Source organism: Salipiger thiooxidans (assembly GCF_900102075.1).
In the GTDB taxonomy this organism is placed as follows: Bacteria; Pseudomonadota; Alphaproteobacteria; order Rhodobacterales; family Rhodobacteraceae; genus Salipiger; species Salipiger thiooxidans.
Map to the genome: position 1 here is coordinate 144,374 of NZ_FNAV01000003.1, position 26,025 is coordinate 170,398.

The window sequence follows — 26,025 nt, forward strand, 5'->3', positions numbered from 1 at the left end:
CGCAGGTGGTAGCTGCATGGGAAGGGCTTTGCAATGGACGCGGACATGCCGGACAAGATCCTCCTCGGGCTGGAAAGCAGTTGCGACGACACCGCCGCGGCGGTGCTGCGTGGCCGCGAGATCCTGTCCTCGGTGGTGATGGGCCAGACCGAGCTGCACGCGGCCTTCGGCGGCGTCGTCCCCGAGATCGCCGCCCGTGCCCACGCGGAAAAGCTGGATCTGGCGGTCGAGCAGGCGGTGGCGCAGGCCGGGATTTCCCTGCAAGACGTCGACGCGGTGGCGGTCACCGCCGGGCCCGGGCTGATCGGCGGCGTGCTCTCGGGCGTGATGATGGCCAAGGGGCTCGCGGCGGGACTCGGCAAGCCGTTCGTGGGGGTGAATCACCTCGCCGGCCACGCGCTGACGCCGCGGCTCACCGACGGGCTCAGCTATCCCTACCTGATGCTGCTGGTCTCGGGCGGGCATTGCCAATTCCTTATCGTGCGCGGCGCGCAGGATTTCACCCGGCTCGGCGGCACCATCGACGACGCCCCGGGCGAGGCCTTCGACAAGACCGCGCGGCTGCTCGGCCTGCCGCAGCCCGGCGGCCCCTCGGTCGAGGCCACAGCGGTGGGCGCCGACGAGCGCCGCTTCGCCTTCCCGCGCCCGCTGCTCGACCGCGAGGGCTGCGACCTCAGCTTCTCCGGCCTCAAGACCGCGCTGCTGCGCCTGCGCGACCGGCTGGTCGAGGCGCAGGGCGGGCTGCACGAGGCCGACCGCGCCGATCTCTGCGCCGGGTTCCAGGCCGCGGTGCGCGACGTGCTGCGCGAAAAGACCCGCCGCGCGCTGGCGCTCTACCTTGCCGAAGCGCCCGCCGAGCCCGCCTTCGCCATCGCCGGCGGCGTCGCCGCGAACCAGGCGATCCGGGCCGCGCTCGAGACGCTCTGCGTCGAGCATGGCGTACGCTTCACCGCGCCGCCGCTGCGGCTCTGCACCGACAACGCGGCGATGATCGCCTACGCCGGATCCGAGCTGCTGGCCGCGGGCGAGACCTCGGACATGGCGCTTTCGGCGCGGCCGCGCTGGCCGCTCGACCGCAGCGCAGCCCCCCTGCTGGGGTCGGGCAAGAAGGGCGCCAAGGCATGAGCGTCGCGGTGCTCGGGGCGGGTGCCTTCGGCACCGCGCTGGCGCTGAGCCTGAGCCGTGAGGGCCACGCCCCGCGCATCTGGGCCCGCGACGCCGCCACCGTCGAGGCGATCAACCACGAGCACCGCGCCCCGCGCCTGCCCGCGATCACCCTGCCCGACACGATCACCGCGAGCACCGATATCGACGCGGTGGCACAGGCCGAAACCCTGCTGCTGGCGGTGCCCATGCAGTCGCTGCACGATCTGCTGTCGCGCATCGCCGCGCCGCTCGCCGGGCAGCGGCTGGTGGCCTGCTGCAAGGGCGTCGATCTGGCCGAGCTGACAGGGCCCACCGGCGTCATCGCCCATGCCAAGCCCAGGGCCATCCCCGCGATCCTCACCGGCCCGAGCTTCGCCGACGACATCGCCCGCAACCTGCCCACGGCGCTCACGCTCGCCTGCCGGGACGAGGCCGCGGGCGAGGCGCTGCAGCACGAACTCTCCACCGGGGCGCTGCGGCTCTACCGCACCACTGACACCACCGGGGCCGAGCTGGGCGGCGCGCTGAAGAACGTCATCGCCATCGCCTGCGGCGCCTGCATCGGCGAAGGAATGGGCGACAGCGCCCGCGCCGCGCTGATGACCCGCGGTTTCGCCGAGATGACCCGCCTCGCGGCCCGGCTCGGCGCCCGGCCCGAGACGTTGGCGGGACTCTGCGGCCTTGGCGACCTTGCGCTCACCTGCACGTCGGAGCTGTCGCGCAACTACCGCTTCGGCCTTGCGCTCGGCCGTGGCGAGAACTTCGATGCCCATCTCACCGTCGAGGGCGTAAAGACCGCCGAAGCCGTCACCCGCCTTGCCGCGAAGCTGGGCGTCGACCTGCCGATCTGCGCGATGGTGCACGAGGTGTCGACCGGCGGCACCAGCGTCACCGAGGCCATCCGTTACCTGCTCAACCGACCATTGAAGGAAGAATGACATGCTGATCGCCCTCATCGCCAAGGACAAGAAAGGCGCCCTGCAGACCCGCAAGGACAACCGCGATGCCCATCTCGCCTACATCGACTCGACCGGCGTCGTGACGCAGGCGGGTCCGCTGCTGGATGACGCCGGCGACATGGCGGGCAGCCTCGTGATCCTCGACGTCACCGACATGAGCGCGGCGCAGGACTGGGCCGCCAACGATCCCTACGCCAAGGCCGGGCTCTTCGAGAGCGTCGAGCTGATGGCATGGAAGAAGGTGATCTGATGAAATACTGGCTCTTCAAGTCAGAGCCCTCGGCCTGGTCCTGGGAAGACCAGGTCGCCAAGGGTGACGCGGGCGAGGAATGGACCGGCGTCCGCAATTACCAGGCCCGCAACTTCATGCGCGAGATGGCGCTCGGCGACCGCGGCTTCTTCTACCATTCCCTCAAGGAGAAGGCGATCGTGGGCGCGGTCGAGGTCAGCGCCGAGTCGCACCCCGACAGCTCGACCGACGATGACCGCTGGGAGTGCGTCGACATCCGCGCGCTGGCCCCGGCCCGCACCCCGGTCACCCTCGACGACATCAAGGCCGACCCGCGCCTCTCGGACATGGTGCTGGTGAAGAACTCGCGCCTGTCGGTGCAGCCGGTGACCGAGGACGAATGGCACGCGATCTGTGCCATGGCCGGGATCGAACTCTAGGCGCGCCTGCGCCGACCTGGCAGAGGTTCCGCGTCTGACACGTCAGAACGGGCGATTTCGGCGAAGGGACCGTTGGCGGTGATCGTGGCGGCGGCGGCCGGGTGGATCCTGGGCGCGGTGTTAGCGGTGATACATGACCCTTTCGAAGGCATGGCTGGCGGCCACCGGCATCGAATGCGACGAAACCGGCAAGCCCAAGGGCGGCGGCCCTCTTCCCTTCGCCCTTTCCGCCGAGGCGGTGCTTCTGGTCGCGGGCATGATGCGCCACATCTTCGGCATGGCCGGCATCGCCTCGCCGGGCGCGGCCCTCGTGGCGGGGCTGGGCAGCGGGCTCTTCTTCATTTCGCCGTGGATCATAATCAACAACGCCTGCGAGATGCGCCCCTTCCGCCTGACGCTGAACAACGGCGGCTACGCCACCTTCGGCTGTGCGCTGATGGGGCTGGTGCTGACGCTGTTCCAGGGCTGAGGTGTCGGGCTGAGTTTGCCGGGCTCAAAGAGCCGGGGTTCGTTCTTTGCAGGCCGAAGAAGAACGGCCCCGTACGGCCATTGCCGCCGACGTCCCCCGACCGACCATCGCGGTCACAGACCCAGGCTGGGTAACCCCACCGCCAAACGGCGAAACGGGGTCCGGTCAGAGGCCGAACCCCGCTCTCACCCCACCCATGCTCCCACATGCGATCGGTTCGATCCGGTTCCGGCCTTCTGGCCACCCCCCGGTTCTACACGACTCCGCACCTCAGGAGCAAAGGCGAACTGTCTAAAACCCTGACGGAAAACGGCAACGCCCGGTTAAGACCCGGGCGCCGCGCGCGGTGGATGGATCAGGCGTAGACGCCTTCCTTCCCGAAGTGCTTCACCAGCAGGTAGTAGACCACGGCGCGGTACTTGTTGCGCTCGGACCGGCCGTAGGTCTCGATCACCGAGTTGATCGCATCCATCAGCTCGGGCCCGTCCGGCAGGCCCAGCTTGCGCATCAGGAAGTTGGTCTTCACCGTTTCGAGCTCGCCCTCCTGCGTGGCGGCGACGGTCGAGGCGTCGTCGTTGTAGATCGCCGGACCGCAGCCGATGGTGACCTTGGTCAGCAGGTCCATGTCTGGCTCCATCCCGCATTTCCCGCGCAGATCGTCAGCGTATTTCGCGATCAGCTCGTCTCGTTTGCCCATGGTGTCTCCTCCCGTTCCTGGCGGATGTCCCGCCCCAGAGTCGCGGATCCGGTGCCGCGAACGGCCCCAGCTTATCGCCATGGACGCAGAGAAAAAGACTTTTGCGCTGCTGCGTTTCTGCAATTCACGGCGAAATTCCGCGAGAATCTCACAATTTCAGGTTGATATGAAAAAATCTCGTGACAGCTGCAGCACCCCTCGCCCAGCATTGTCGCATCCGTGACGCACCGATTTCGCGCCGCGGGCTGGCGGATTAAAGACAAAAAGGGACAGTCGCAATGAGTTCAGAAACATTCGTCGTCGCCTACGAGGGCGACCCAGACGACCCCAACGTGCTCGACTACGCGATCCATCGCGCCAAGGCCGAAGGCGCCCGGCTGCTGCTGATCCACGTGCTCGAATGGTCGCCCTACTCCTTCCTCACCCCGCAGGAAGTGGAAGAGCGTCACGGTCGGCGCAAGCAGGAACTCGCCCGCGCCAACGAGGTCGTCATGGCGCCTGCACTGGCGAAATGCGAGGCCGCCGGCGTCCCGGCGGACGGCAAGATCCGCTACGGCCAGGTCGTCGAGCTGATCCTGGAAGAGACCAAGACCGCCGGAGCGACGGTGATCTTCGTGGGCCGGTCGGGCTCGAACTCCATGGCGGCGCGGGTCTTCGGCTCGGTCCCTCTGGGGCTCGCGCAGGTCGCCCCCGTCCCCACAGTCATTGTGCCCTGAGCCAAGGAGACACCGGAATGTTTGACAGAAAAGCCTTTCCCCTCGCCGCCGGCTTCGCGCTCTCGGGTGCCGCGGCGCAGGCCCAAACCATCGACGAGACCATCAACTCGGTCGTCGGCGCCGTCACCGGCCCCTTCGTCAACTTCATCTTCTCGCCCTTTCCCGGCACCTCGTTCCCGTGGATCGTGCTCTGGCTGGTGATCGCGGCGACGATCTTCACCCTCTATTTCGCCTTCGTGCAGTTCCGCTCGTTCCCGCATTCCATCGCGCTGGTGTCGGGCAAGTACTCCGATCCCAATGACGCGGGCGAGGTCAGTCACTTCCAGGCCCTCGCCACGGCGCTTTCAGGCACCGTGGGCCTCGGCAACATCGCGGGCGTCGCGGTGGCGGTCTCCATCGGCGGCCCCGGAGCCACCTTCTGGATGATCCTCGCGGGCCTCATGGGCATGGCCTCGAAATTCACCGAATGCACCCTCGGCGTGAAGTTCCGCAACGAGTACCCGGACGGCACCGTCTCGGGCGGGCCGATGTACTACCTGTCCAAGGGCATGGCGGTGCGCGGCTTCGGCGGGCTCGGCAAGGGGCTGGCAATTCTCTTCGCGATCTTCTGCGTGCTGGGCTCGCTCGGCGGCGGCAACATGTTCCAGGCCAACCAGGCCCATGCGCAGCTCGTCAATATCGTCGGCGACTACCCGGGCTGGATCACCGGCGTGATCTTCGCGGCCATCGTCTTTGCCGTCATCGTCGGGGGCCTGAAGTCCATCGCACAGGTGACCGAGAAGATCGTGCCCTTCATGGGCGTGCTCTACGTCGGCACCGCGCTGATCGTGCTGCTGATCAACTACGACAGGATCGGCTGGGCCTTCGGTGAGGTCTTCGACGGCGCCTTCACCGGCGCGGGCGTCGCGGGCGGGCTCGTCGGCGCTCTGATCCAGGGCTTCAAGCGCGCCGCCTTCTCGAACGAGGCGGGCGTGGGCTCGGCCGCCATCGCGCACTCGGCGGTGAAGACCAAGGAGCCGATCACCGAAGGCTTCGTGTCGCTGCTCGAACCCTTCATCGACACCGTGGTGATCTGCACCATGACCGCGCTCGTGATCATCATCACCGGCGTGCTGCAGGTCGACCCCGAGACCGGCAACTACCTCTGGAACGCCGAACTCGGCCGGGTCGAGACCGTGGGCGACGTCTCCGGCGTGGCGCTGACCTCGGCCGCTTTCGGCTCGGCGCTGAGCTGGTTCCCCTACATCCTCGCGATCGCGGTGATCCTCTTCGCCTTCTCCACGATGATCTCCTGGAGCTACTACGGCCTCAAGGCGTGGACCTACATGTTCGGCGAGGGCAAGGCGCAGGAGCTGTCCTTCAAGATCCTGTTCTGCGTCTTCGTCATCATCGGCGCGGCGATGAACCTCGGCCCGGTGATCGACTTCTCCGACGCCGCGATCTTCGCGATGGGGCTGGTGAACATTTTCGGGCTCTACTTCCTGATGCCGATCGTGAAGGCCGAACTGAACAGCTACAACGCGCGGCTCAAATCGGGAGAGATCAAGCGCTTCGCCTGACCGGGGCGCACCGGCGGGAGGCGTCCGCGCCTCCTGCCATTCAGGGAGAGGAACACCATGGACTGCACGGATGCGGCCACGCAATACAGCATGGTCTTCAGCGCCTACGAGAGCTTCAACGGCTACTCGCTTACCCTCAAGGGCTGGTCGGTCACGGTGGCGCTTGCGGGGATGCTGGCGGCCTACAGCAACTCGGTGACAAGGAACGGCCGCATCGCGCTGGTGCTCGCGACCCTCAGCACCGTCCCCTTCTGGTGGATCGACGCGCTCTTCAGGTCCTGGCAGCAGGGCTACGAGCGCGTGCTGGAAAGCCTCGAGGCCGGCTGCGAGGCCATCGTGCCGGTGATGGGGCTCTGGAGCGAGATGCACGTCTCGAACTGGGACGGGCTGATGGCGGATCTGCAGGCGTGGTTCGGCCAGCCCGAGGGCGCGGGACCGTTCCTGATGCTGCTCTATCCCGGCGTCTTCCTGCCCCACGCGCTGATCCTTGTGGCGGGGCTGATCCTCGCCATCGGCTTCCCGCCCCGCACCGAGGCCGAGGCGCCGCCCAGGCGCAAGACCCTGCGATGACGGGCCGGAAAGGGTCCGGGGACAGGCGCCTGCCCGCCCCCGGCCGTTGGGTCATTCCGCCGACAGGAGTTCCGGCACCGACAGCAGGATGAACTCGTTGTTCGCGGCGACGCCGATCTCGCGGCCGCCCGAGAACGGCAGGTTGTTGTCGTTGGCGACGAGGATGTGGGTCTCGTCGACGCGGGCCACGTCCTCGATGGTGAAGAACGGGAAGGTGAACGGGCCTTCCGCGGGCTTCATGCCGTCAAGCGCGATGCCGTCGGGATCGGCGATGTCGAGCAGGTCGATGTGGCCGATGCGGCGCACGAAACCGTCCTCGTCGACGTCGGACATGTCGACGAGCACGATGTTTTTCACCATGGCCGGGTGCGGGTAGCAGGCCGAGAGATCGGTCGCGCCCTCGGCACAGCCCTGCGCCGTGTCGCCCTCGCCGTTGTCACGCTCGATCACCAGCGCGCGGGTCTCGTCGATGAAGTTGAAGTCGCCGATGGCGGTCGCGCCCTCGGCCAGCTGGAACTTCACGCTCTCGCCGGTCCAGGCGCCCGCCTTCGGGTCGAACTGGATGACACGCAGGAACGGGCCCTCGGTCTCGCCGCCGTCGAGCAGGATCGGCTTCTCGAGCATCGCCCAGAGCATGTCGGTGCCCGGCTGCAGCGCCATGCCCTCGTAGCCGCCCGAACGCTGCACCTGAAAATCGGTGCCGGCGGCGGCGGGAACGAAGACGCTGTAAGTGTCCGGCCCGGTCAGGGTCTTGCCGTCGAGCTCGGTGGCGTAGACCTCCTTGACCACGCCGTCGAGCGTGGCGCGGATGATGTAGGGGCCGAATTCCTCGCCGATGAAGATCTCGTCGCCCAGCACCTGGATCGACTCGGGGTCGAAATCGGCGCCGGTCAGGTAGCGGCTCTCGGTGCCTTCATAGGCGATGCGGAAGGGCACCTTGTGGTCGGGGTCCGACAGGAAGATCGTCTCGCGGCGCTCCACCGTGTTGGTCTCGAAATCCGGCGCCATCTTGTGGAAGAACAGCATCGCGTCGGGCGAGTTGCGCTTGTTGCCGAAACCGTTGTCGGTGAGCGTGTACCAGCTGCCGTCCTCGGCCCGGGTCATCGCGAAGCCCGACATGCCTTGCACCGGCTGGCCGATGAACGGAAGCGAAATCCCGGTGGCATGGCCGCCGTAGCTCTTGCCGACGTCGCCCATGACGCTCATCGCCTGCTCGTTGCGGGCGGCACCGGTGAACTTGCCCGAGATCCAGGCATCGCGCGGCGCGTCGGCCGGCGGCTCGACCAACGACAGCGCCGGCAGGAAGGCGTGGCCGGCGAGGGTGGCGGGAAAGCTCTCTTCGGCGAGGGCGGGCGCGGCGAGAACCGCGGCAACGGCGAAGACGGAAAGCGAAAGACGCATGAGGATCATCCATGATTGAAAGAGGATGACCGCTGCTACCGCTTCCCGGTGACGGGATGATTGCCGAACGGTGTCACTTTCGTAACGACCGTCCGGACTTCATCTTGCCCGATAAACTCCCGCCGGAGGCTCCTGCCCGTCCCGCCGGGAGCCCCCTCTCAGGAGGCGAACAGGCGCTCGAGCTCGTCCTCGGAAATGCTGCCGGCCCCCTGCCCGCTCGCCACCCGCTCGGCGGCGAGCGCGGTCAGCGTCGCGTTCAGCGGCACCGGCACGCCATGCAGGCGGCCCAGCAGAGCGATCTCGCCGTTGAGGTAGTCGGTCTCGACGCTGCCCGCCCCCCGCGCGAAGCTCTGCCGGGTCGAACTGCCCGGGCGCGGCGTGCCCTCGATCTCGACGATCTGCATCACGTCCTTGCGCTGCGGGTTGTCGAGGCCCACGTCCTCCCAGCCGATGCCCGCGGCCTCGAACACCGCGGTCGCCTCGGCCTTGAGCCGGTCGGTAAAGCGCGGCCGGTCGGCCCCGAGCGGCAGCAGTGCGTCGACGATGTTGCCGAGGTTCATCAGCAGCTTGCCGTATTTCGTGCGCATCACCTCGGCCGAGGTGAAGGCCGCGATGTTGGCGCGCTCCAGCGCCTGCTTCAGCGCCTCGTCGGCGGCATCGGTGCCGCCGGGGTAGCGGCCGAGCGCAAACAGCCCATAGCAGGGCGCGCCGTGGGTAATGACCTCGCCCGGCTCGAGATAGGTCGCGGGCATCATCACCGTGACGCCGTGCACGTTGGGGAAATAGCGCAGCGCCACCCGCTCGTTGGCGACGCCGTTCTGGCAGCAGAACAGCGGCTGGTCGGTCATCCCCGCCGCCCGCAGGTCCTCGAGCGCCGCCGCCGTGTCCTGCCCCTTCACGCAGAGCAGCACCACGTCGTCGGGCCGGAAGGTGATCTCCGAGGGGTGGGCGACACAGGGGAACGGCAGCTCGACGGTGCCGCGGTGGCTGATCATGCGGATTCCATCCGCCTGCAGCGCCGCCAGCATCCGCCCGCGGGCGATGCCCAGAACCTCGGTCCCGGCCTCGATCAGCGCCGCGCCAACGACACCGCCGATGGCGCCCACACCGTGAATGATGACTCTCATGGTCTTCCCTTCCGAATCCGTTGCAGGCACCGCACCGCCCTTCGCGCCGCGGCGCAACCCCCGGACAGCAAAACGCCCCGGCGACGGGCCGGGGCGCTGCAGAAATGCCAGTGCTGCGGGCAGGCCCGCGGACAGGACTCAGTAGCGGTAGTGCTCGGGCTTGAAGGGGCCTTCCGGCGCCACACCGATATAGGCGGCCTGCTCGGGGGTGAGCGTGGTCAGCTTCACGCCGATCCGGCCAAGGTGCAGGCGCGCGACCTTCTCGTCGAGGTGCTTGGGCAGGATGTAGACCTTGTTGTCGTAGCCTTCGCCGTTCTTCCACAGCTCGATCTGGGCGAGCGTCTGGTTGGTGAAGGAGGCCGACATCACAAAGGACGGGTGGCCGGTGGCGTTGCCGAGGTTCAGCAGACGACCTTCGGACAGCAGGATGATGCGCGAGCCCGAGGGCATCTCGATCATGTCGACCTGGTCCTTGATGTTGGTCCACTTGTGGTTCTTCAGCTGCGCGACCTGGATCTCGTTGTCGAAGTGGCCGATGTTGCCGACGATGGCCATGTCCTTCATCTCGCGCATGTGCTCGATGCGGATCACGTCCTTGTTGCCGGTGGTGGTGACGAAGATGTCGGCGCTGCCGACCACGTCCTCGAGCAGTACGACCTCGAACCCGTCCATGGCGGCCTGAAGTGCGCAGATCGGGTCGGCTTCGGTCACCTTCACGCGGGCGCCGGCGCCGGCGAGCGAGGCTGCCGAGCCCTTGCCCACGTCACCGTAGCCGCAGACCACGGCGACCTTGCCGGCCATCATCGTGTCGGTGGCGCGGCGGATGCCGTCCACGAGCGATTCCTTGCAGCCGTACTTGTTGTCGAACTTCGACTTGGTCACCGAGTCGTTGACGTTAATCGCCGGGAACGGCAGCTGGCCGTTCTTCTGCAGCTCGTAGAGACGGTGCACGCCAGTGGTGGTCTCTTCCGAGACGCCCTTGATCTGGTCGCGAACCTTAGTGAACCAGCCCGGGCTCGCCTCCATGCGCTTCTTGATCTGCGCCTTGATGACGGCCTCTTCCTCGGACTGCGGCACCGGGATGATGTCCTCGCCCGCCTCGGCGCGTGCGCCGAGCAGGACGTAGAGCGTCGCGTCGCCGCCGTCATCAAGGATCATGTTCGGGCCTTCCTCGAACATGAAGGACTTGTCGAGGTAGTCCCAGTGCTCTTCCAGCGTCTGCCCCTTCACGGCGAAGACCGGCGTGCCGCTGGCGGCAATTGCCGCGGCCGCGTGGTCCTGCGTCGAGAAGATGTTGCACGACGCCCAGCGCACGTCGGCGCCCAGCGCGACCAGCGTCTCGATGAGAACGGCGGTCTGGATGGTCATGTGCAGCGATCCGACGATGCGCGCGCCTTTCAGCGGTTGCTCTTCGCCGAATTCGGCACGGCAGGCCATGAGGCCCGGCATTTCAGTTTCTGCAATATCAAGTTCTTTGCGGCCAAAATCGGCCAGGGAAATATCTTTAACGATGTAGTCTTGAGCCATAACAGGCGCTCCATTCACCTTTTGCAAGATGACCTTGGCCTAGCATTCCTTGATTATGCAGGCAACGCAGATAAGCCTCCTCGGCAAACAGAACCATAATGCCGGGCGCAGACGGGGCCAGAGCGGTGAAAAATACGGACGAAAGCCATCCCGCGAACGAATTCGGGCGATATTGCGTTCGCTCGGGACCCGAGGCGCATCCGGCCGCCCTTTCCGTGATCCCGGGCCTGGTCCGTGAACCTGAAACCCTGCGTTTCATGCGTGCCCGCGCCGGAGACGGCGATATCATCCACGCCGGCGCTTTCCTCGGAGATTTCCTTCCCGCTCTGTCCTTTGCCATGGCCCAAGGGCGCAGGGTCCGGGTCTTCGAGCCCAATCCAGGCAGTTTCGATGCCGCCCGCAGAACCGTCGCGCTGACCGGGCGCGGCAACGTCACCCTGACCAATGCCGCGCTCTCGAACCGCGAGGGCCCGCTGCTCTTCCGCACCCGCGATGGCGAGGGCCAGAGCCCCGGCGGGCTCTCGCGCGTGACCGAGGACCCGGGCGAGGTTCAGGCGGTCATGCCCGACGTCGTGGCACCGCTGTCCCGACGGGTGACGATCCTGCGGTTCGACGGGTGACGATCCTGCGGTTCGACGTCGAGGGTCACGAGAAGCCTGCGCTGCGAGGCGCCTATCATCGCATCCACCGCTGGAAACCCATCCTGATTCTCGGGTATCTCGGGCAGCAACAGTGGATCCGGCGCAGTTTTCGCGGCCTCGGCTACCGGCATGTCGGGAAGCTGCACGGAATTCACGTCTACGCCTGCGAAGATCTGGAACTCTGACACATGTCCAAGCAGCCCCGCGCCTGGCAACGGATGCTCTCGGGCCGCCGTCTCGATCTGCTCGATCCCACCCCGGTGGACATCGAGATCGAGGACATCGCCCACGGCCTTGCCTTCGTCGCCCGCTGGAACGGCCAGACAGAGGGCGACTTCCCCTACTCCGTCGCCGAACATTCGCTTCTGGTCGAGGCGCTGTTCTCGCGCATGTATCCCACCGCCAACGCCGCCGCGAAGCTGACCGCGCTGCTGCATGACGCGCCGGAATACGTCATCGGCGACATGATCTCGCCGGTGAAGGCCGCGGTGGGGCCCGAGTACAAGGAGCTCGACAAGCGGCTCGAGGCGGCGATCCACATTCGCTTCGGCCTGCCCGCGCAGACCACCTCGGCGCTGAAGAAGCGGATCAAGAAGGCCGACATGGTCTCGGCCTTCATGGAGGCCACCCAGATCGCCGGCTTCACCGAGGCCGAGGCCAAGCGATTCTTCGGACGCCCCGCCGACGAGCTGATCGCAGGGCTCGACATCCACCTGCGCCCGCCGGTCGAGGTGCGCCGCGCCTTCACCGCACGTCACGCCGAACTGCTGGAGGCCCTGCCATGATCACCGTGCGTCGCGCCGGTCCGTTGGACGCCCGCCCGATGGCGGAGCTTCTGAACGAGGTCATCGCCATCGGCGGCACCACCGCCATCACCGAGCCGGTCACCCGCGAGGACCTGCTGAACTGGATGGAAGCCGACCCGCGCTCGATCTGGCACGTGGCCGAGGACGCCGCCGGGCAGATCATGGGCTTCCAGTGGGTCGACCCGCATCTCAAGCTGGGCGAGACGGTCGCGCAGATCGCCAGCTTCGCCCGCGTCGGCAAAACCGGGCTGGGCATCGGCTCGAAGCTCTTCGATGCGACCAAGCGCGCCGCCCGCACCGCGGGCTACGCCTGGATCAACGCCGAGATCCGCGCCGACAACGAGGGCGGGCTGATCTACTACCAGAGCCGCGGCTTCGAGGATTACGGCCGCATCGAGGGCTACGTCATGTCGAATGGCCAGGTCGTCGACAAGGTGCTGAAGCGCTACGACCTCTGACCCGGCTCAGAACCCGGTCCTCGTTCCGACCTCGGGCTGCTCCGGCAGGTCGAGCATCAGCGCCCCACCCGAGGCCAGCACGCAGCTTTGCCCGGTGGCGCCGGTCAGCAGCACCGTGAAGGTGCCGGTCTCTTCCGAGCCCCAGAGCTCCATCAGCGTGGCGGGGGATTGCAGGCCGATCGCGATGCGCCGCTCGGCGAAGCGTTTCTCAAGCTGGGTGACGACGCTGTCGCGCGGGGCGCAGAAACGGACCTGCTGCGCCTCTGCCGCGGGCGGCGCCAGCGCTGCGGCGCCAAGGATCAGCGATGCTGTGAAAAGACGTTTGAACATGATCCTTCCTTTCCGCCGGAAAGATCATCCTCGACCGGATACGCGACGATGCGCTTTCCGGCACCGTTGCGTGTCTTCTATATGTGGGGTTTTCAGCCCTTGGTTACAACAAGGGCTGCGCCAGGCGCCTCAGCGCGGCGAGCGTTTCGCGAGGATCCGCTGCAGCGTCCGCCGGTGCATGTTGAGCCGCCGCGCGGTCTCGGAGACGTTGCGGTCGCACAGCTCGTAGACCCGCTGGATGTGCTCCCAGCGCACGCGGTCGGCGCTCATCGGGTTCTCGGGCGGGGGCGGCAGGTCATCGCCGCGCGCCAGCAGCGCGTTGGTGATGTCGGTGGCATCCGCCGGTTTCGAGAGATAGTCGGTCGCGCCGATCTTCACCGCCGCCACGGCGGTGGCGATGGCGCCGTAGCCGGTGAGCACCACGATGCGCGAGTCCGGTCGCCGCTCGCGCAGCACCTCGACCACGTCGAGCCCGTTGCCATCCTCGAGCCGCAGGTCCACCACCGCGTAGGCCGGGGGCCGCGCCGTGGCGATGGCCTTGCCGCCCGCGACGGACTCCGCGGTCTCGACCTCGAAGCCGCGCTTCTCCATCGCCTTGGCAAGCCGCCGCAGGAAGGGTTCGTCGTCGTCGACAAGAAGCAGCGAGCGGTCGTCGCCTAGGTCTTCGATGATCTGTTCCGACACGAGAATTTCCCCAGTCCTGTTCGCCCTGTGGATTTTTCTAATATCCCGCAAGGCGATGGGGGTCAAATCCTCGCCGAGTTCACATCTTGTCGATGAAGCAGGCAGATTTCTCCGCCATTTCCTCGGGCGTCACGTCGCGCCGGAAGAATTCGACGAAGCCCTGTTCCGGCAGCACGAGATAGGTGAAGGTCGAGTGATCCACGAGGTAGAACTCGTCCTCGGACTCCTGCTTCTTGTAATACGTGCGATACGCCTGGCTTGCCGCCTGCACCTGCTCGGGCGAGCCGGTGAGGCCGATCATCTTCTCGTGCATGTTGTAGGCGAAGTCGCCGACCACCTCGGGCGTGTCGCGCTCGGGGTCGATGGAGATGAACACCGGCGTCACCGAGATGCCGCGCTCGGCCAGAAGGTCGACCGCCTCGGCGTTGCGCGAGACGTCGAACGGGCAGACGTCGGGACAGAAGGTGTAGCCGAAGTAGACCAGCGACGGCTCGGTAAACACATCCGCATCGGTGACCGTCTCGCCCTGCGCGTTCACCAGCTCGAACGGGCCGCCGATTGCACCGGCGCCGCCTGCGACGGCGCTGCTGCGGCAATCGGCGAAGACATCGCCCCCGGGCCGCGTCCAATACCACACGCCCCCCATCATCAGGACAAGAAAGAGTGCGGCGGCGGCAGCGGCGATCCAGCGCATGAGACTGGCCTCCCGAGTTGATTGCGAAATCTGTATCGCAGACCTAACAATCGGGGCCGCAGGATCAAGTGACGAAAGCGCGCAGTATGAGCCAGACCGACCTAGGATTGCTCGACGAGGGCCAGCGCAGCAACTTCATCCGGCTCAGGACGATGATCCTTCTGCGCTGGGTCGCCATCGGCGGGCAGCTCATCGCGATCACCGTCGCGCAGCAGCTCTACGATCTGCGGCTCGAGCTCGGGCTGTGCTACCTCGTGGTCGGCGTCTCGGTGATCGGCAACCTCGTGGCGATGTTCGTCTTCCCCGAGAACAAGCGCCTGTCCGAGACCGAGAACTTCCTGATGGTGATGTTCGACATCCTGCAGCTCTGCGCGCTGCTGTTCCTCACCGGGGGGCTGAACAACCCGTTCTCGATCCTCGTGCTGGGGCCGGTGACGACCTCGGCGGCGGTGCTGTCGCTGCGCCCGACCATCGTGCTCAACGCCACCGCCTTCGCGCTGATCTCGCTGATGGCCTTCGTGCATTTTCCGCTGCGCACCTACGACGGCACCACGCTCGAGCTGCCGCAGGTCTTCATCTTCGGGCAATGGGTCGCGATCACCATCGCACTGGTCTTCATCTCGGTCTACGCCCGCCGCATCACGCGCGAGATGAACGCCATGTCCGACGCGCTGACCGCCACCCAGATGGCGCTGTCGCGGGCGCAGAAGCTCAACGACCTCGGCGGTGTCGTGGCCGCGGCCGCGCATGAGCTCGGCACGCCGCTTGCCACGATCAAGCTGACCTCGGCCGAGCTCATCGACGACCTCGAGGACCACCCCGACCTGCAGGAGGACGCGCGACTGATCCGCGATCAGGCCGACCGCTGCCGCGATATCCTGCGCAGCATGGGCCGGGCCGGGAAGGACGACCTGCACCTGCGGCAGGCGCCGCTCACCGAGGTCATCCGCGAGGCCGCCGAGCCGCACGAGAACCGCGGCAAGGAGATCTCGCTCGACACGCCCGGGCTCGACCCCTTCGAGCAGCCGCAGATCCTGCGCCGGCCCGAGGTCATCCACGGGCTGCGCAACCTCGTGCAGAACGCGGTGGACTTCGCCCGCTGCCAGGTCTGGGTCGAAGCGCTCTGGGACGAGGCCACGGTCACTGTCCGCATTCTCGACGACGGCGACGGCTACCCGCCGCACCTGATCGGCAGGCTCGGCGACCCGCTGATGCGCCGCCGCCGCAGCGAGGCCGACCGCCTGACCCGGCCCGAGTACGAGGGCATGGGACTGGGGCTTTTCATCGCCAAGACCCTGCTCGAGCGCTCCGGCGCCGAGCTGAGCTTCGCCAACGGCGCGGATCTCAACGAGCCCACGCGACAGGGCGCCCCGCGCGGTGCCATCGTCGAGGTTGTCTGGCCGCGCCAGAGCATCGTGCCGCCACGCCCCGAGCCCGGCGCCCCGCTTGGGGAAAACCAGCGCTTCGAGGCCTGATCGCTCCACCTGTCGGCGAGTGTTTACAACTAATTAACCTTCTTTCCCTAGTCACGGACTGGGGACAATGAATTCGGACACTTGCCTTGATGGATCTGGCTCATGCACTCGCGGCCGGCCTCGGTGCGGGTGGGGCCGCGCTTGTGGGCGGCTACCTTCTGCAACGGACGCGCCGCACCGAGACGGGGGCGGTCGTGGCCGCCCGGTCGGACTGGGACCTTGCGGAGATGCTCGTCACCGACGGCGTCCTGACCGAGGCGACACCGCAGGCCCGACGCCTTCTGGACTGCCGGCGCGACGAACGGTTGGGCTGGCGCGACATTCGCGCCGCGCTCGAGCCCAGCTTCGGCCCGCTGCCTGACGCGCCACCGCGCAGCCCGGTGATCCTGCAGGCCCTTGACGACCCGCAGACGCTGCTGCGGCTCACCCCCGAGGACGCCGAGCTTCGCATGACGATCACCACGCCGCCCACCGGCAGCGGCGACCTGCTTCGCTACCGCACCGACCAGCGCGAACTGGCGCAGCTGCGCCGGGTGGTGACCCGCGCGCCGATGCCGATCTGGCAGACTGATGCCGACCGCCGCGTGGTCTGGAGCAACGCGGGATTTGCCGATCTCTGCGCGCAGGCCGGGCTGCCCGACCACTCGGTGCCGCCTTTCGCGATCCTGCCCGACATCGGCGAGGAATATCATGTCACCCGCAGCAGCATCGGCAGCCGGGCCGAGAACTCGCAGGCGTGGTTCGAGGTGCAGTCCTATCGCCTGCCCGACGGCTGGCTGCACTACGCGCAATCCATCGACGCGGTGATCCATGCGGAAATCGCCCAGCGCAACTTCCTGCAGACCCTGACCCGGATCTTCGCGCATCTGCCCATCGCGCTGGCGGTGTTCGATCGCGACCGACGGCTGGTGCTGTTCAACCCGGCGCTGGTCGACCTGACCGGGCTCGCGGCGGATTTCCTCAGCGCGCGGCCGAACCTGCTCAGCTTCTTCGACATGCTGCGCGAAAAGCGCATGATGCCCGAGCCCAAGGATTACGGCGGCTGGCGTGACACGCTGCGCGACGTGATCGCCGCCGCCAGCACCGACCAATACATCGAGACGTGGAACCTCGCCTCGGGGCTCACATACCGGGTCACCGGGCGGCCGCATCCGGACGGCGGCGTCGCCTTCCTTTTCGAGGACATCACCGCCGAGATCTCGCTCACCCGGCGCTTCCGGCAGGAGATCGAGGTCACGCAGGCGGTGCTCGACAGTCTCGACGACGCGGTCGCGGTGTTCTCGCAGCTCGGCGTGCTCAGTTTCTGCAACGCCGCCTACCGCGATATGTGGGGCGGCGACCCGGATGGCAGCCTCGCCGACACCGACATCGCCGACGCCTCGCGGCTCTGGCAAGCGGGCTGCGACCCGAGCCCGATCTGGCCCGACCTGCGCGATTTCGTACTGACCCTGCGCGACCGCGCCGGCTGGGACGCCGAGCTCACGCGGCAGGACGGCCAGACGCTGACGCTTCGGGCGGAGCCGCTGGTCGGGGGCTCGACCATGGTGCGCTTCTCGGGCCCCGTGGGACGGCCGGGCGCTTCCCTGGCAGAGAGCCGGCAGGCGCGCGCCTGATCCCAGCCGATCCCGCTTGCACCGCCCAAGTGGCGCGGTATCTTCGCGCCATGACCCCGCCGCGCGCCGAGCTGACGCTCCCCTCTCCCGATGCCACCTGCGCGCTTGCCGCGCGGCTTGCTCCCCGGCTTAGCCCGGGCGACGTTCTGCTGATGTCCGGCGGGATCGGCGCGGGCAAGACCCATTTCGCCCGCTGCCTGATCCAGTCGTTGCAGGAGACGCCCGAGGACGTGCCCTCGCCCACCTTCACCCTCGTGCAGGTCTATGACACCCCTGCGGGCGAGCTCTGGCACGCGGATCTCTACCGGCTCTCCGTCCCCGACCAATGTGTCGAGCTCGGCCTCGCCGACGCCTTCGAGACCGCGATCTGCCTCGTCGAATGGCCCGACCGGCTGCAGGACCTGACCCCGTCCACCGCTCTGTCGCTGAGCTTCGACGCAGGCAGCGCGGACGAGTCGCGCCAGCTGTCGCTGGACTGGAGTGATCCGCGCTGGGACGGGTTGGTGGCGGAGCTTCTGGCATGACCGAGACCTTCCTGAAGAGCGCCGGCTGGGACGGCGCCGAGGCACATCCGCTAGCGGGCGACGCCTCATCCCGGCGCTACACAAGGCTGCGGCGTGGCGAAGAGCACGCCATCCTGATGCAGGACCCCGACGGTGACACCGCGCTTTTCGCCCGGCTGTCGCGGCACCTGCTGTCGCTCGGACTGAGCGCGCCGCGCATCCTCGCCGAGGCGCCCGGCCTGCTGCTGCTCGAGGATCTCGGCGACGGGCTCATCGCCCGGCTCGCCACCGATGCCGAGGCCGAAAAGAGGCTCTATCTTGCCGCAACAGACGCGTTGGTGATCCTGCACCGCCACGCGCCGCCGCGCGGTCTGCCGCTCGCCGATCCGCCGCGGCTGGCGGCGATGACCGACCTCGCCTTCACCTGCTACGCAACCAACGCCGACCACGCCCCGGCGCCTGGCACCGCCGAGCGCTGTGCCCGCGCCTTCGAGACTGCGCTCACGAACCACGCAGCCGATACCGACGTGATGATCCTGCGCGACTATCACGCCGAGAACATCCTCTGGCTGCCCGAGCGCGAGGGGGCCGCCCGCGCCGGTCTGCTCGACTTCCAGGACGCACTTTCCGGGCACCGCGCCTATGACCTCGTATCGCTGATCGAGGACGCCCGCCGCGACGTCTCGAACGATACTGCCGAGGCGGTAATTCGACACTATCTCGGCGCAACCGGCCTGCCCGATGCGCCCTTCCGCACGGCGCTTGCCGTGCTTGGCGCCCAGCGCAACCTGCGCATCCTCGGCGTCTTCGCCCGGCTCGCCGCCACCCGAGGCAAGCCCGGCTACATCGACCTCGTTCCGCGCGTCTGGGACCATCTCCAGCACGACCTGCGCCACCCCGCTCTTGCGGAGGTCACCGCGATCCTGCACGAGGCCCTTCCCGCCCCCACGCCCGACATCCTTCAAAGGCTGAAAGACCCATGCCCGACGCCCTGATGCTTTTCGCCGCCGGTTTCGGCACCCGCATGGGGGCGCTTACCGCGGACCGGCCGAAACCGCTGATCGAGGTGGCCGGCAAGCCGCTCATCGACCACGCGCTCGACCTGACCGAGGGGCTCGGCACCCTGCGCCGCGTCGCCAACGCGCATTACCGCGCCGACCAGATCGAGGCGCACCTGCTCGGGCGCGAGGTCGCGGTCTCGCGCGAAGAGCCGCGCATTCTCGACACCGGCGGCGGGTTGCGCGCCGCCCTGCCGGTGCTCGACGCCGACCCGGTCTTCACGCTCAACACCGACGCGGTCTGGTCCGGGCCCAACCCGCTGAACCTGCTGACCGACGCCTGGGACCCCGACCGCATGGATGCGCTGCTGCTCTGCGTGCCCCTGCCGCGCGCCGTCGGGCGCAAGGGCGGCGGCGATTTCTCGATCCGGGACGACGGGCAGCTCAGCCGTGGCGGCGATTTCGTCTACACCGGCGCCCAGATCCTGCGCACCGGGCGGCTCGCCGAGATCTCCGAGCCGGTGTTCTCGCTGAACCTCGTCTGGAACGCCATGAGCGCCGACGAGCGCCTGTTCGGCCTGCCCTACCCCGGGCGCTGGTGCGACGTCGGCCACCCCGAGGGCATCCGCCTCGCCGAAGAGATGCTGGCCGCCGATGTTTGATCCGTCCGAGACCCCCCGCGTCTTCGCGCTCGCCCCGGGCGTCGACTTCCCCGCGGCGCTGGTCGCAGGGCTGAAGCAGCGCATGGCGGGCCAGCCGCCCGAGGCCATGGCCCGGGTCGAGCTGATCGTGAACACCACCCGCATGGCGCGGCGGATCCGGCAGATCTTCGACGCCGGTCCCGCAACGCTGCTGCCCCGCATCCGCCTGCTGACCGAGATCGCCGACCCGATCGCGCTTGCCGACCTGCCGGCGCCGGTCTCGCCGCTGCGGCGCCGGCTCGAGCTCACCGGGCTGGTGTCGAAACTGCTCGACGCGCAGCCCGATCTCGCGCCGCGCACCGCGCTCTTCGACCTCGCCGACAGCCTCGCCACGCTGATGGACGAGATGCAGGACGAGGGCGTCTCGCCCGACGATATCGCACAGCTCGACGTGAGCGACGAATCCGGCCACTGGCAGCGCGCGCTCAGCTTCTTCAACATCGTGCAGCGCTATTTCGAGACCGGCGAAGAGGCGCCCGATGTCAACGCGTTCCGCCGTCTTGCGCTGGAACAGAGACTGAAGGACTGGGAGATCTCGCCGCCGACCCATCCGGTGATCCTCGCCGGCTCGACCGGTTCGCGCGGCGGGACCAACCGGCTGATGAACGCGGTGGCGCGGTTGCCGCAGGGTGCGCTGGTGCTGCCTGGCTTCGACTTCGACACCCCGGCCAGCGTCTGGGACGGGCTCACCGACGCGCTGTCGGGCGAGGATCACCCGCAGTTCCGTTTTGCACGCCTCATGCACGGGCTCGGGCTGCGCCCGGACGATATCGCCCGCTGGAGCGGCGACGCGGCGCCGAACGACGGGCGCAACCGGCTGGTCTCGCTGGCGCTGCGCCCGGCTCCGGTCACCGACCAATGGCGCGACGAGGGGCCGAGCCTGCCCGACCTCACCGAGGCGACCTCCGAGCTCACGCTGGTCGAGGCCGCCTCGCAGCGCGACGAGGCCACCGCAATTGCCCTGCGCCTGCGGCAGGCGGCGGAGGACGGCGTCACCGCGGCGCTCATCACCCCCGACCGGATGCTCACGCGCCAGGTCACCGCCGCGCTCGACCGCTGGGGCATCCTGCCCGACGACAGCGCCGGCACGCCGCTGCAGCTGACTCCGCCGGGCCGTTTCCTGCGCCACGTTTCGACCCTGTTCCAGCAGGATCTGACCGCCGAGGCGCTGCTGACCCTGCTCAAGCACCCGCTCACCCACTCCGGCCACGACCGCGGCCAGCACCTGCGTGCGACCCGCGAACTCGAGCTGCACATCCGCAACAAGTCCTGGCCCTACCCGCAGCCCGACAGCCTGCGCGCCTGGGGCGAGGCCGAGGGCTTCGGTCCCTGGGCCGACTGGGTCGCCGCGAGCTTCTGCCAGCCGCCGGTGCACGGGACGCATCCGCTCGCCGACTGGCTCGATCTGCATGTCGCCCGCGCCGAGGCGATCGCCGCCGGTCCCATGGCCGACGAGTCGGAGCTGTGGAAGGAGGCCGCAGGGCGCAAGACCCGTGCCACCGTCGACGCACTGCGGAACGAGGCGGGCTACGGCACCGATCTCGACTCTTGGGACTATGCCGGCCTTTTCCACGCTATTCTGAGTCAGAAGGAGCTACCGAATACCGACGAAACTCACCCCGAAATTATGATCTGGGGCCCGCAAGAAACTCGGGCAATGGGACCAGAACTGTTAATCCTTGGGGGCTTGAGCGAGGGCTCCTGGCCCAATCTGCCCGGCGCCGACCCGTGGCTGAACCGCCGGATGCGGCACAAGGCCGGGCTTTTGGTGCCCGAGCGGCGCATCGGCCTTGCCGCACATGACTTCCAGCAGGCGGTCGCCGCGCCGCAGGTCTGGCTGACCCGCGCGCTGAAATCCGACGACGCCGAGACCGTGCCCTCGCGCTGGCTGAACCGGCTGATGAACCTGATGAACGGCCTGCCCGCCCGTCATGGCCCCGAGGCGCTGGCGGCAATGAAGCAGCGGGGCGCGCACTGGCTGGCGCTGGCCCGCGCGCTCGAGACGCCGCGGCCCAGCGCGCCGGCCACGCGGCCCTCACCCGCCCCCCCGGTCGAGGCCCGGCCACGCGCGCTCTCGGTCACCGAGATCAAGACGCTGCTGCGCGACCCCTTCCACATCTACGCCCGGCGCGTGCTGAAACTTCAGGCGCTGAACCCGCTGCAACGCGCCCCCGACGCGCTTCTGCGCGGCACGCTGATCCACGAGGTGCTCGAGGAGTTCGTCCGGCAAAGCGTCTCTGATCCGGCCCTACTCACCACTGAGGCGCTGCTTCGGCTGAGCGCGCAGATCGTCGGTGACCCCGAGGTTGTGCCCTATCCGACGACCCGCCATCTCTGGCAGGCGCGGCTTGCCAAGGTCGCCGAATGGTTCGCCGAAACCGAGCGCGCGCGCCAGCAGATCGCCCGGCCGGTTCATTTCGAGCAGATGGGCCGCGGCGATATCCCGGCGCTTGGCTTCACCCTGCGCGGCAAGGCCGACCGCATCGACATGGACGAGCGCGGCAACGCCCATCTCTACGACTACAAGACCGGCGCGGCGCCCAGCGAAAAGGAGCAGCTGCATTTCGACAAGCAGCTCCTGCTCGAGGCCGCCATGGTCGAGCGAGGCGCCTTCAAGGAGCTGCAGCCCCGTCACGCCGAGCGCGCCGTCTTCGTCTCGCTTGCTCCCGGCAAGCCGCGCGAGGTTCCGGCGCCGCTGGCCGAGGCCCCGGCACAGCAGGTCTGGGCAGAGTTCGAGACACTGATGACCCGCTGGTTCGAGCCCGACAGGGGCTACACCGCGCGCGCGGCCCTGCTCAAGGAAAGCGACAGTTCGGACTACGATCACCTCTCGCGCTTCGGCGAATGGGACGTGACCGACCCGGCAGAGCGAAAGGTGCTGTCATGAAACGCGACGAGGCGACCGAAGCGCAGGTCCGCGCGGCGCGGCCCGACAGCTCGACCTGGCTCGCGGCCAACGCGGGCTCGGGCAAGACGCGGGTGCTCACCGACCGGGTGGCGCGGCTGCTGCTCGACGGGGTGCTGCCGGAGCACATCCTCTGCCTGACCTACACCAAGGCCGCCGCGACCGAGATGCAGAACCGGCTGTTCCGCCGTCTCGGCGCCTGGGCCATGCTCGATGACGAGGCGCTGCGGGCCGAGCTGCGCCAGCTCGGGCTCGAAGGCGCGCTGCCGCCCGAGCGACTGGCCGGCGCGCGCACACTCTTTGCCCGCGCCATCGAGACGCCGGGCGGGCTGCGGATCCAGACCATCCACTCGTTCTGCGCCTCGCTGCTGCGGCGCTTCCCGCTCGAGGCCGGGGTCTCGCCGCAGTTCCACGAGATGGAGGACCGCGCCGCGCAGCTTCTGCGGACCGAGGTGCTCGACCGGCTCTCCGAGGGACCGCAGGCCGGGCTCGTCGCCGATCTCGCGCAGTGGCTGCCCGAGAATTACGACGCGCTTCTGGCCGAGTTGTGCGGAAACAGAGCCGCATTCATCCCCGCCCGCAGCCCTGCCGAGGTGCGCACGCTCTATGATCTCGGCCCCGACGAGGACGCGGAGTCGCTGCTGTCGTCGGTTTTCCTCGGCAGCGAGACGGCGCTGATCGCCGACGCCCTGCCGGTACTGAAGGCCGGCAAGAGCACCGATCAGGGCTGCGCCGACAAGCTCGCCGCCTTCACCGGACGGAATCTCGACAGTCTCGTGGCGCTCGAAGCCGCGCTGCTGACGCAGAAGGGCACGCGCAGCACGCGGGTGCCGACCAAGGACACCAGGGCCGCGCTCGGACCGATGGCCGAGCGGCTCGAGCAGCTGGCCGAGCGGGTCGAAGCTGCCCGCGAGACACGCCTTGCGCTCGAGGCCGTGCAGCGGGAATTGGCGCTGCATCGCTTCGCTCAGGCCTTCCTGCCCGCCTACGAAACCGAGAAGCAGCGCCGCGGCTGGCTCGATTTCGACGACCTCGTGACCCGCGCCCGCGACCTGCTGTCGGACGAGCGGGTGGCGGAATGGGTGCTCTACCGGCTCGACGGCGGCATCGACCACATCCTCGTGGACGAGGCGCAGGACACCTCGCCGGTGCAATGGCAGGTGATCGAGCGGCTGGCGCATGAGTTCACCAGCGGCGAGGGCGCGCGGTCGGACGTGCGGCGCACAATCTTCGTGGTGGGCGACAAGAAACAGTCGATCTACAGCTTCCAGGGCGCCGATCCGCGCGAGTTCGACCGCATGTGCGACGAGTTCGCCGAGCGGTTGCAACGCACCGAGGCGCCGCTCAGCCGGATGATGCTGGAATACAGCTTCCGCTCGGCCGAGCCGATCCTGCGTCTGGTGGACAATTGCTTCGAAGGCCGCGAAGCCTCGGGCTTTTCCGAGGACCAGCGGCACCGGGCGTTCAAGTCCGCGATGCCCGGGCGGGTCGATCTCTGGCCGCATGTCGAGACCAACAAGGACAGCGCCGAGGACGGCGAGTGGTTCGAGCCGGTGGACCGCGTGGGCGAGCAGCATCACGCGGTGATACTCGCCAACCGCGTCGCGGGCTTCATCGGGCGCACCATCGGCACGCCGCTGCCCGAGGAGATCGGGCACAGCGGCGAATACCGCACCCGCCCCGCCCATGCCGGCGACTTCCTCATCCTCGTCCGCGGACGCGGTACGCTGTTCTCGGAGATCATCCGCGCCTGCAAGCAGCGCGGTCTGCCCATCGCCGGCGCCGACCGGCTCAAGGTCATGTCCGAGCTCGCGGTGAAGGACATCGGCGCGCTGCTGGCCTTCCTCGCCACGCCCGAGGACGACCTGTCGCTCGCCACCGCGCTGCGTTCGCCGCTCTTCGGGCTCGGCGAGCAGGATCTGTTCACACTCGCGCATCCGCGCAAAGGCTATCTCTGGGCCGAGTTGCGCAAGAACAGGGACACATATCCGCAGGTGATGGCGGTGCTCGACGACCTGCGGAGCGAGACCGACTTCCTCCGCCCCTATGACCTGATCGAGCGCATCCTGACCCGTCACGGCGGCCGCGCCCGGCTGCTCGGGCGGCTTGGCGAAGAGGCCGAGGACGGCATCAACGCGCTGCTCGGGCAGGCGCTGGCCTACGAGCAGACCGAGGTGCCCTCGCTGACCGGGTTCCTCGAGTGGATGCAAACCGACGATCTCGAGATCAAGCGCGCCCCCGACAGCGCCGGAAGCCGCATCCGGGTGATGACGGTGCACGGGGCCAAGGGGCTCGAGGCGCCGATCGTGATCCTGCCCGACTGCGCCCGGCCCAACACGCAGATCCGAGAAAGCCTGCTCGACGGCGCCACCGGCACGGTCTGGAAGGCCGGCGCCGACACTCAGCCCCGGGTGCAGACCGAGGCGCTGGAGGCCGCGAAGGAGGCCGACCAACAGGAACGCGACCGGCTGCTCTATGTGGCTCTGACACGGGCCGAGAAGTGGCTGGTGGTCGCCGCGGCCGGCGAGCTCGGCAAGGACGGCAACGCCTGGTACGACAAGGTGAAGATCGGGATGGAGCGCTCCGGCGCCGAGGCCGCCGTCTTCGACTACGGCGACTGGGGCAGCGGGGAGGGACTGCGGCTGGGCCTGGCCGACTGGACCGGCCTGCCCCACGTCACCGTACCGCCCAAGGAGGTGATCGAAGTCACCCTGCTCGATCTCTTCCGCCAGCCCGCCGTCGTGCCCGAGCCTGCGCCCGGCGCGGTTTCGCCCTCGGGGCTAGGTGGCGCCAAGGCGCTTGGCGGCGAGGATGGCGACGAGACCGAAGAGGCGATGCTGCGCGGCACCGCGCTGCACCTGCTGCTGGAACATCTCTCGGCCCTGCCCGCCGACCGGCGCGCCGACGCCGTGCCCCACGTGCTGGCCATCGCCGAGGAACTGCCCGCCGAGACCGACAGCCTCGTGCAGGAGGCGCTCTCCGTGCTCGCCGCCCTGCCGCTCGCGCCGTTCTTCGCGCCGGAGACCCTTGCCGAGGTTCCGATCTCGGCCGAGATCGCGCCGGTGGGGCGCATCCACGGCATCATCGACCGGCTCATCGTCACGCCGGAAAAGGTGATCGCGGTGGACTTCAAGTCGAACCGCACGGTGCCCGCCACCCCCGAGCAGACGCCCGAGGGGCTACTGCGCCAGATGGGGGCCTATGCCGCGGCCTTGCAACAGATCTGGCCCGACCGCTGCATCGAAACCGGGCTGCTGTGGACGGCAACGCAAAGCTACATGGCGCTGCCACACGATCTTGTGTCTGCGGCGCTGGCGCGCGCTACCGCCGCTTGACGTCTTCGCGGCCCCTACCTACCTTCGCGCCTCAAGTCACCG

Annotated in this window: 26 protein-coding genes; 19 read left to right on the plus strand and 7 right to left on the minus strand. The window is 68.3% G+C overall.

Annotated elements, in window-relative coordinates; all coding sequences use genetic code 11:
• Nucleotides 1–45 precede the first annotated feature (45 nt).
• The 5 genes from tsaD (at nt 46) to BLQ77_RS05045 (ending at nt 3,243) form a co-directional block, all read left to right on the plus strand.
• A complete protein-coding gene (gene tsaD, locus BLQ77_RS05025) occupies nt 46–1,125 on the plus strand; it encodes a tRNA (adenosine(37)-N6)-threonylcarbamoyltransferase complex transferase subunit TsaD (RefSeq protein ID WP_089956826.1) in 1,080 nt (359 codons plus the stop codon).
• Nucleotides 1,122–2,084, plus strand: a complete 963-nt coding sequence (locus tag BLQ77_RS05030) for an NAD(P)H-dependent glycerol-3-phosphate dehydrogenase (protein WP_089956190.1) — start codon at nt 1,122–1,124, stop codon at nt 2,082–2,084. Before tsaD ends, BLQ77_RS05030 begins: the two co-directional genes overlap by 4 nt.
• 1 nt (nt 2,085) lies before the next feature.
• Entirely contained in the window at nt 2,086–2,355 is a 270-nt protein-coding gene (locus BLQ77_RS05035) for a YciI family protein (protein ID WP_089956193.1), read from the plus strand.
• Nucleotides 2,355–2,774, plus strand: a complete 420-nt coding sequence (locus BLQ77_RS05040) for an EVE domain-containing protein (RefSeq protein ID WP_040384638.1) — start codon at nt 2,355–2,357, stop codon at nt 2,772–2,774. Before BLQ77_RS05035 ends, BLQ77_RS05040 begins: the two co-directional genes overlap by 1 nt.
• Before the next feature lie 133 nt (nt 2,775–2,907).
• Nucleotides 2,908–3,243, plus strand: a complete 336-nt coding sequence (locus tag BLQ77_RS05045; RefSeq protein WP_110476880.1) for a DUF1761 domain-containing protein — start codon at nt 2,908–2,910, stop codon at nt 3,241–3,243.
• A gap of 355 nt (nt 3,244–3,598) precedes the next feature.
• Here BLQ77_RS05045 and BLQ77_RS05050 read toward each other — a convergent pair whose 3' ends face one another.
• On the minus strand, nt 3,599–3,940 hold the full coding sequence (locus tag BLQ77_RS05050; protein ID WP_089956196.1) for a DUF2853 family protein: 342 nt from the start codon (nt 3,938–3,940) through the stop codon (nt 3,599–3,601).
• Nucleotides 3,941–4,218: 278 nt separating this feature from the next.
• On the opposite strand from BLQ77_RS05050, the gene BLQ77_RS05055 reads away from it, so the two are divergent.
• The 3 genes from BLQ77_RS05055 to BLQ77_RS05065 are packed head-to-tail and all read left to right on the plus strand — an operon-like array spanning nt 4,219 to nt 6,785.
• Nucleotides 4,219–4,656 (plus strand): universal stress protein, encoded by a 438-nt coding sequence (locus BLQ77_RS05055; protein ID WP_008886706.1) that lies wholly within the window; start codon nt 4,219–4,221, stop codon nt 4,654–4,656.
• Nucleotides 4,657–4,673: 17 nt separating this feature from the next.
• The gene (locus BLQ77_RS05060) at nt 4,674–6,215 is read left to right on the plus strand and encodes an alanine/glycine:cation symporter family protein (RefSeq protein ID WP_089956200.1); all 1,542 of its coding nucleotides are present in this window, start codon (nt 4,674–4,676) and stop codon (nt 6,213–6,215) included.
• Between the two features lie 57 nt (nt 6,216–6,272).
• A complete protein-coding gene (locus BLQ77_RS05065) occupies nt 6,273–6,785 on the plus strand; it encodes a hypothetical protein (protein ID WP_089956204.1) in 513 nt (170 codons plus the stop codon).
• Between the two features lie 51 nt (nt 6,786–6,836).
• On the opposite strand, the gene BLQ77_RS05070 is transcribed toward BLQ77_RS05065, so the two are convergent.
• From BLQ77_RS05070 to ahcY, 3 genes are all read right to left on the minus strand, one after another.
• Entirely contained in the window at nt 6,837–8,186 is a 1,350-nt protein-coding gene (locus tag BLQ77_RS05070; protein ID WP_089956829.1) for an esterase-like activity of phytase family protein, read from the minus strand.
• A 158-nt stretch (nt 8,187–8,344) separates the two neighbouring features.
• Nucleotides 8,345–9,313 (minus strand): ketopantoate reductase family protein, encoded by a 969-nt coding sequence (locus BLQ77_RS05075; RefSeq protein ID WP_089956208.1) that lies wholly within the window; start codon nt 9,311–9,313, stop codon nt 8,345–8,347.
• A 138-nt stretch (nt 9,314–9,451) separates the two neighbouring features.
• The gene (ahcY, locus tag BLQ77_RS05080) at nt 9,452–10,840 is read right to left on the minus strand and encodes an adenosylhomocysteinase (protein ID WP_089956210.1); all 1,389 of its coding nucleotides are present in this window, start codon (nt 10,838–10,840) and stop codon (nt 9,452–9,454) included.
• 257 nt (nt 10,841–11,097) lie between these two features.
• Here ahcY and BLQ77_RS05085 point away from each other — a divergent pair, with 257 nt between their 5' ends.
• From BLQ77_RS05085 to BLQ77_RS05100, 4 genes are read left to right on the plus strand one after another with little or no spacing between them, the layout of a single operon-like run.
• Nucleotides 11,098–11,460: an FkbM family methyltransferase gene (locus BLQ77_RS05085; RefSeq protein WP_131821987.1), complete on the plus strand. Its 363-nt coding sequence runs from the start codon at nt 11,098–11,100 to the stop codon at nt 11,458–11,460.
• Complete coding sequence (locus BLQ77_RS05090) at nt 11,457–11,666, plus strand: FkbM family methyltransferase (protein ID WP_008886797.1); 210 nt, start codon at nt 11,457–11,459, stop codon at nt 11,664–11,666. The genes BLQ77_RS05085 and BLQ77_RS05090 overlap by 4 nt, the downstream gene beginning before the upstream one ends.
• 3 nt (nt 11,667–11,669) lie before the next feature.
• Nucleotides 11,670–12,266, plus strand: coding sequence for a YfbR-like 5'-deoxynucleotidase (locus BLQ77_RS05095; RefSeq protein WP_008886757.1), 597 nt, complete (start codon nt 11,670–11,672; stop codon nt 12,264–12,266).
• Nucleotides 12,263–12,745 carry a GNAT family N-acetyltransferase gene (locus BLQ77_RS05100; protein ID WP_089956218.1) on the plus strand — a complete coding sequence of 161 codons (483 nt, stop codon included), beginning with the start codon at nt 12,263–12,265 and terminating at the stop codon, nt 12,743–12,745. Before BLQ77_RS05095 ends, BLQ77_RS05100 begins: the two co-directional genes overlap by 4 nt.
• A 6-nt stretch (nt 12,746–12,751) precedes the next feature.
• On the opposite strand, the gene BLQ77_RS05105 is transcribed toward BLQ77_RS05100, so the two are convergent.
• The 3 genes from BLQ77_RS05105 to BLQ77_RS05115 all read right to left on the minus strand — a co-directional run bounded on the left by BLQ77_RS05105 (nt 12,752) and on the right by BLQ77_RS05115 (nt 14,453).
• Nucleotides 12,752–13,075, minus strand: coding sequence for a hypothetical protein (locus tag BLQ77_RS05105; protein ID WP_089956222.1), 324 nt, complete (start codon nt 13,073–13,075; stop codon nt 12,752–12,754).
• A 129-nt stretch (nt 13,076–13,204) separates the two neighbouring features.
• Nucleotides 13,205–13,759 carry an ActR/PrrA/RegA family redox response regulator transcription factor gene (locus BLQ77_RS05110; protein ID WP_008886647.1) on the minus strand — a complete coding sequence of 185 codons (555 nt, stop codon included), beginning with the start codon at nt 13,757–13,759 and terminating at the stop codon, nt 13,205–13,207.
• Between the two features lie 79 nt (nt 13,760–13,838).
• Complete coding sequence (locus tag BLQ77_RS05115) at nt 13,839–14,453, minus strand: SCO family protein (protein WP_089956225.1); 615 nt, start codon at nt 14,451–14,453, stop codon at nt 13,839–13,841.
• An 86-nt stretch (nt 14,454–14,539) separates the two neighbouring features.
• On the opposite strand from BLQ77_RS05115, the gene regB reads away from it, so the two are divergent.
• From regB to addA, 7 genes are all read left to right on the plus strand, one after another.
• A complete protein-coding gene (gene regB / locus BLQ77_RS05120) occupies nt 14,540–15,928 on the plus strand; it encodes a sensor histidine kinase RegB (protein ID WP_089956229.1) in 1,389 nt (462 codons plus the stop codon).
• An 89-nt stretch (nt 15,929–16,017) separates the two neighbouring features.
• Entirely contained in the window at nt 16,018–17,541 is a 1,524-nt protein-coding gene (locus BLQ77_RS05125) for a PAS-domain containing protein (protein WP_165617031.1), read from the plus strand.
• 50 nt (nt 17,542–17,591) lie between these two features.
• Nucleotides 17,592–18,065 (plus strand): tRNA (adenosine(37)-N6)-threonylcarbamoyltransferase complex ATPase subunit type 1 TsaE, encoded by a 474-nt coding sequence (gene tsaE, locus BLQ77_RS05130; protein WP_089956834.1) that lies wholly within the window; start codon nt 17,592–17,594, stop codon nt 18,063–18,065.
• The gene (locus BLQ77_RS05135) at nt 18,062–19,039 is read left to right on the plus strand and encodes an aminoglycoside phosphotransferase family protein (protein ID WP_089956233.1); all 978 of its coding nucleotides are present in this window, start codon (nt 18,062–18,064) and stop codon (nt 19,037–19,039) included. The genes tsaE and BLQ77_RS05135 overlap by 4 nt, the downstream gene beginning before the upstream one ends.
• A complete protein-coding gene (locus BLQ77_RS05140) occupies nt 19,024–19,704 on the plus strand; it encodes a nucleotidyltransferase family protein (protein WP_089956238.1) in 681 nt (226 codons plus the stop codon). Before BLQ77_RS05135 ends, BLQ77_RS05140 begins: the two co-directional genes overlap by 16 nt.
• Complete coding sequence (gene addB / locus BLQ77_RS05145; RefSeq protein ID WP_089956242.1) at nt 19,697–22,630, plus strand: double-strand break repair protein AddB; 2,934 nt, start codon at nt 19,697–19,699, stop codon at nt 22,628–22,630. Before BLQ77_RS05140 ends, addB begins: the two co-directional genes overlap by 8 nt.
• Entirely contained in the window at nt 22,627–25,983 is a 3,357-nt protein-coding gene (gene addA / locus BLQ77_RS05150; RefSeq protein ID WP_089956245.1) for a double-strand break repair helicase AddA, read from the plus strand. Before addB ends, addA begins: the two co-directional genes overlap by 4 nt.
• Nucleotides 25,984–26,025: the final 42 nt, after the last annotated feature.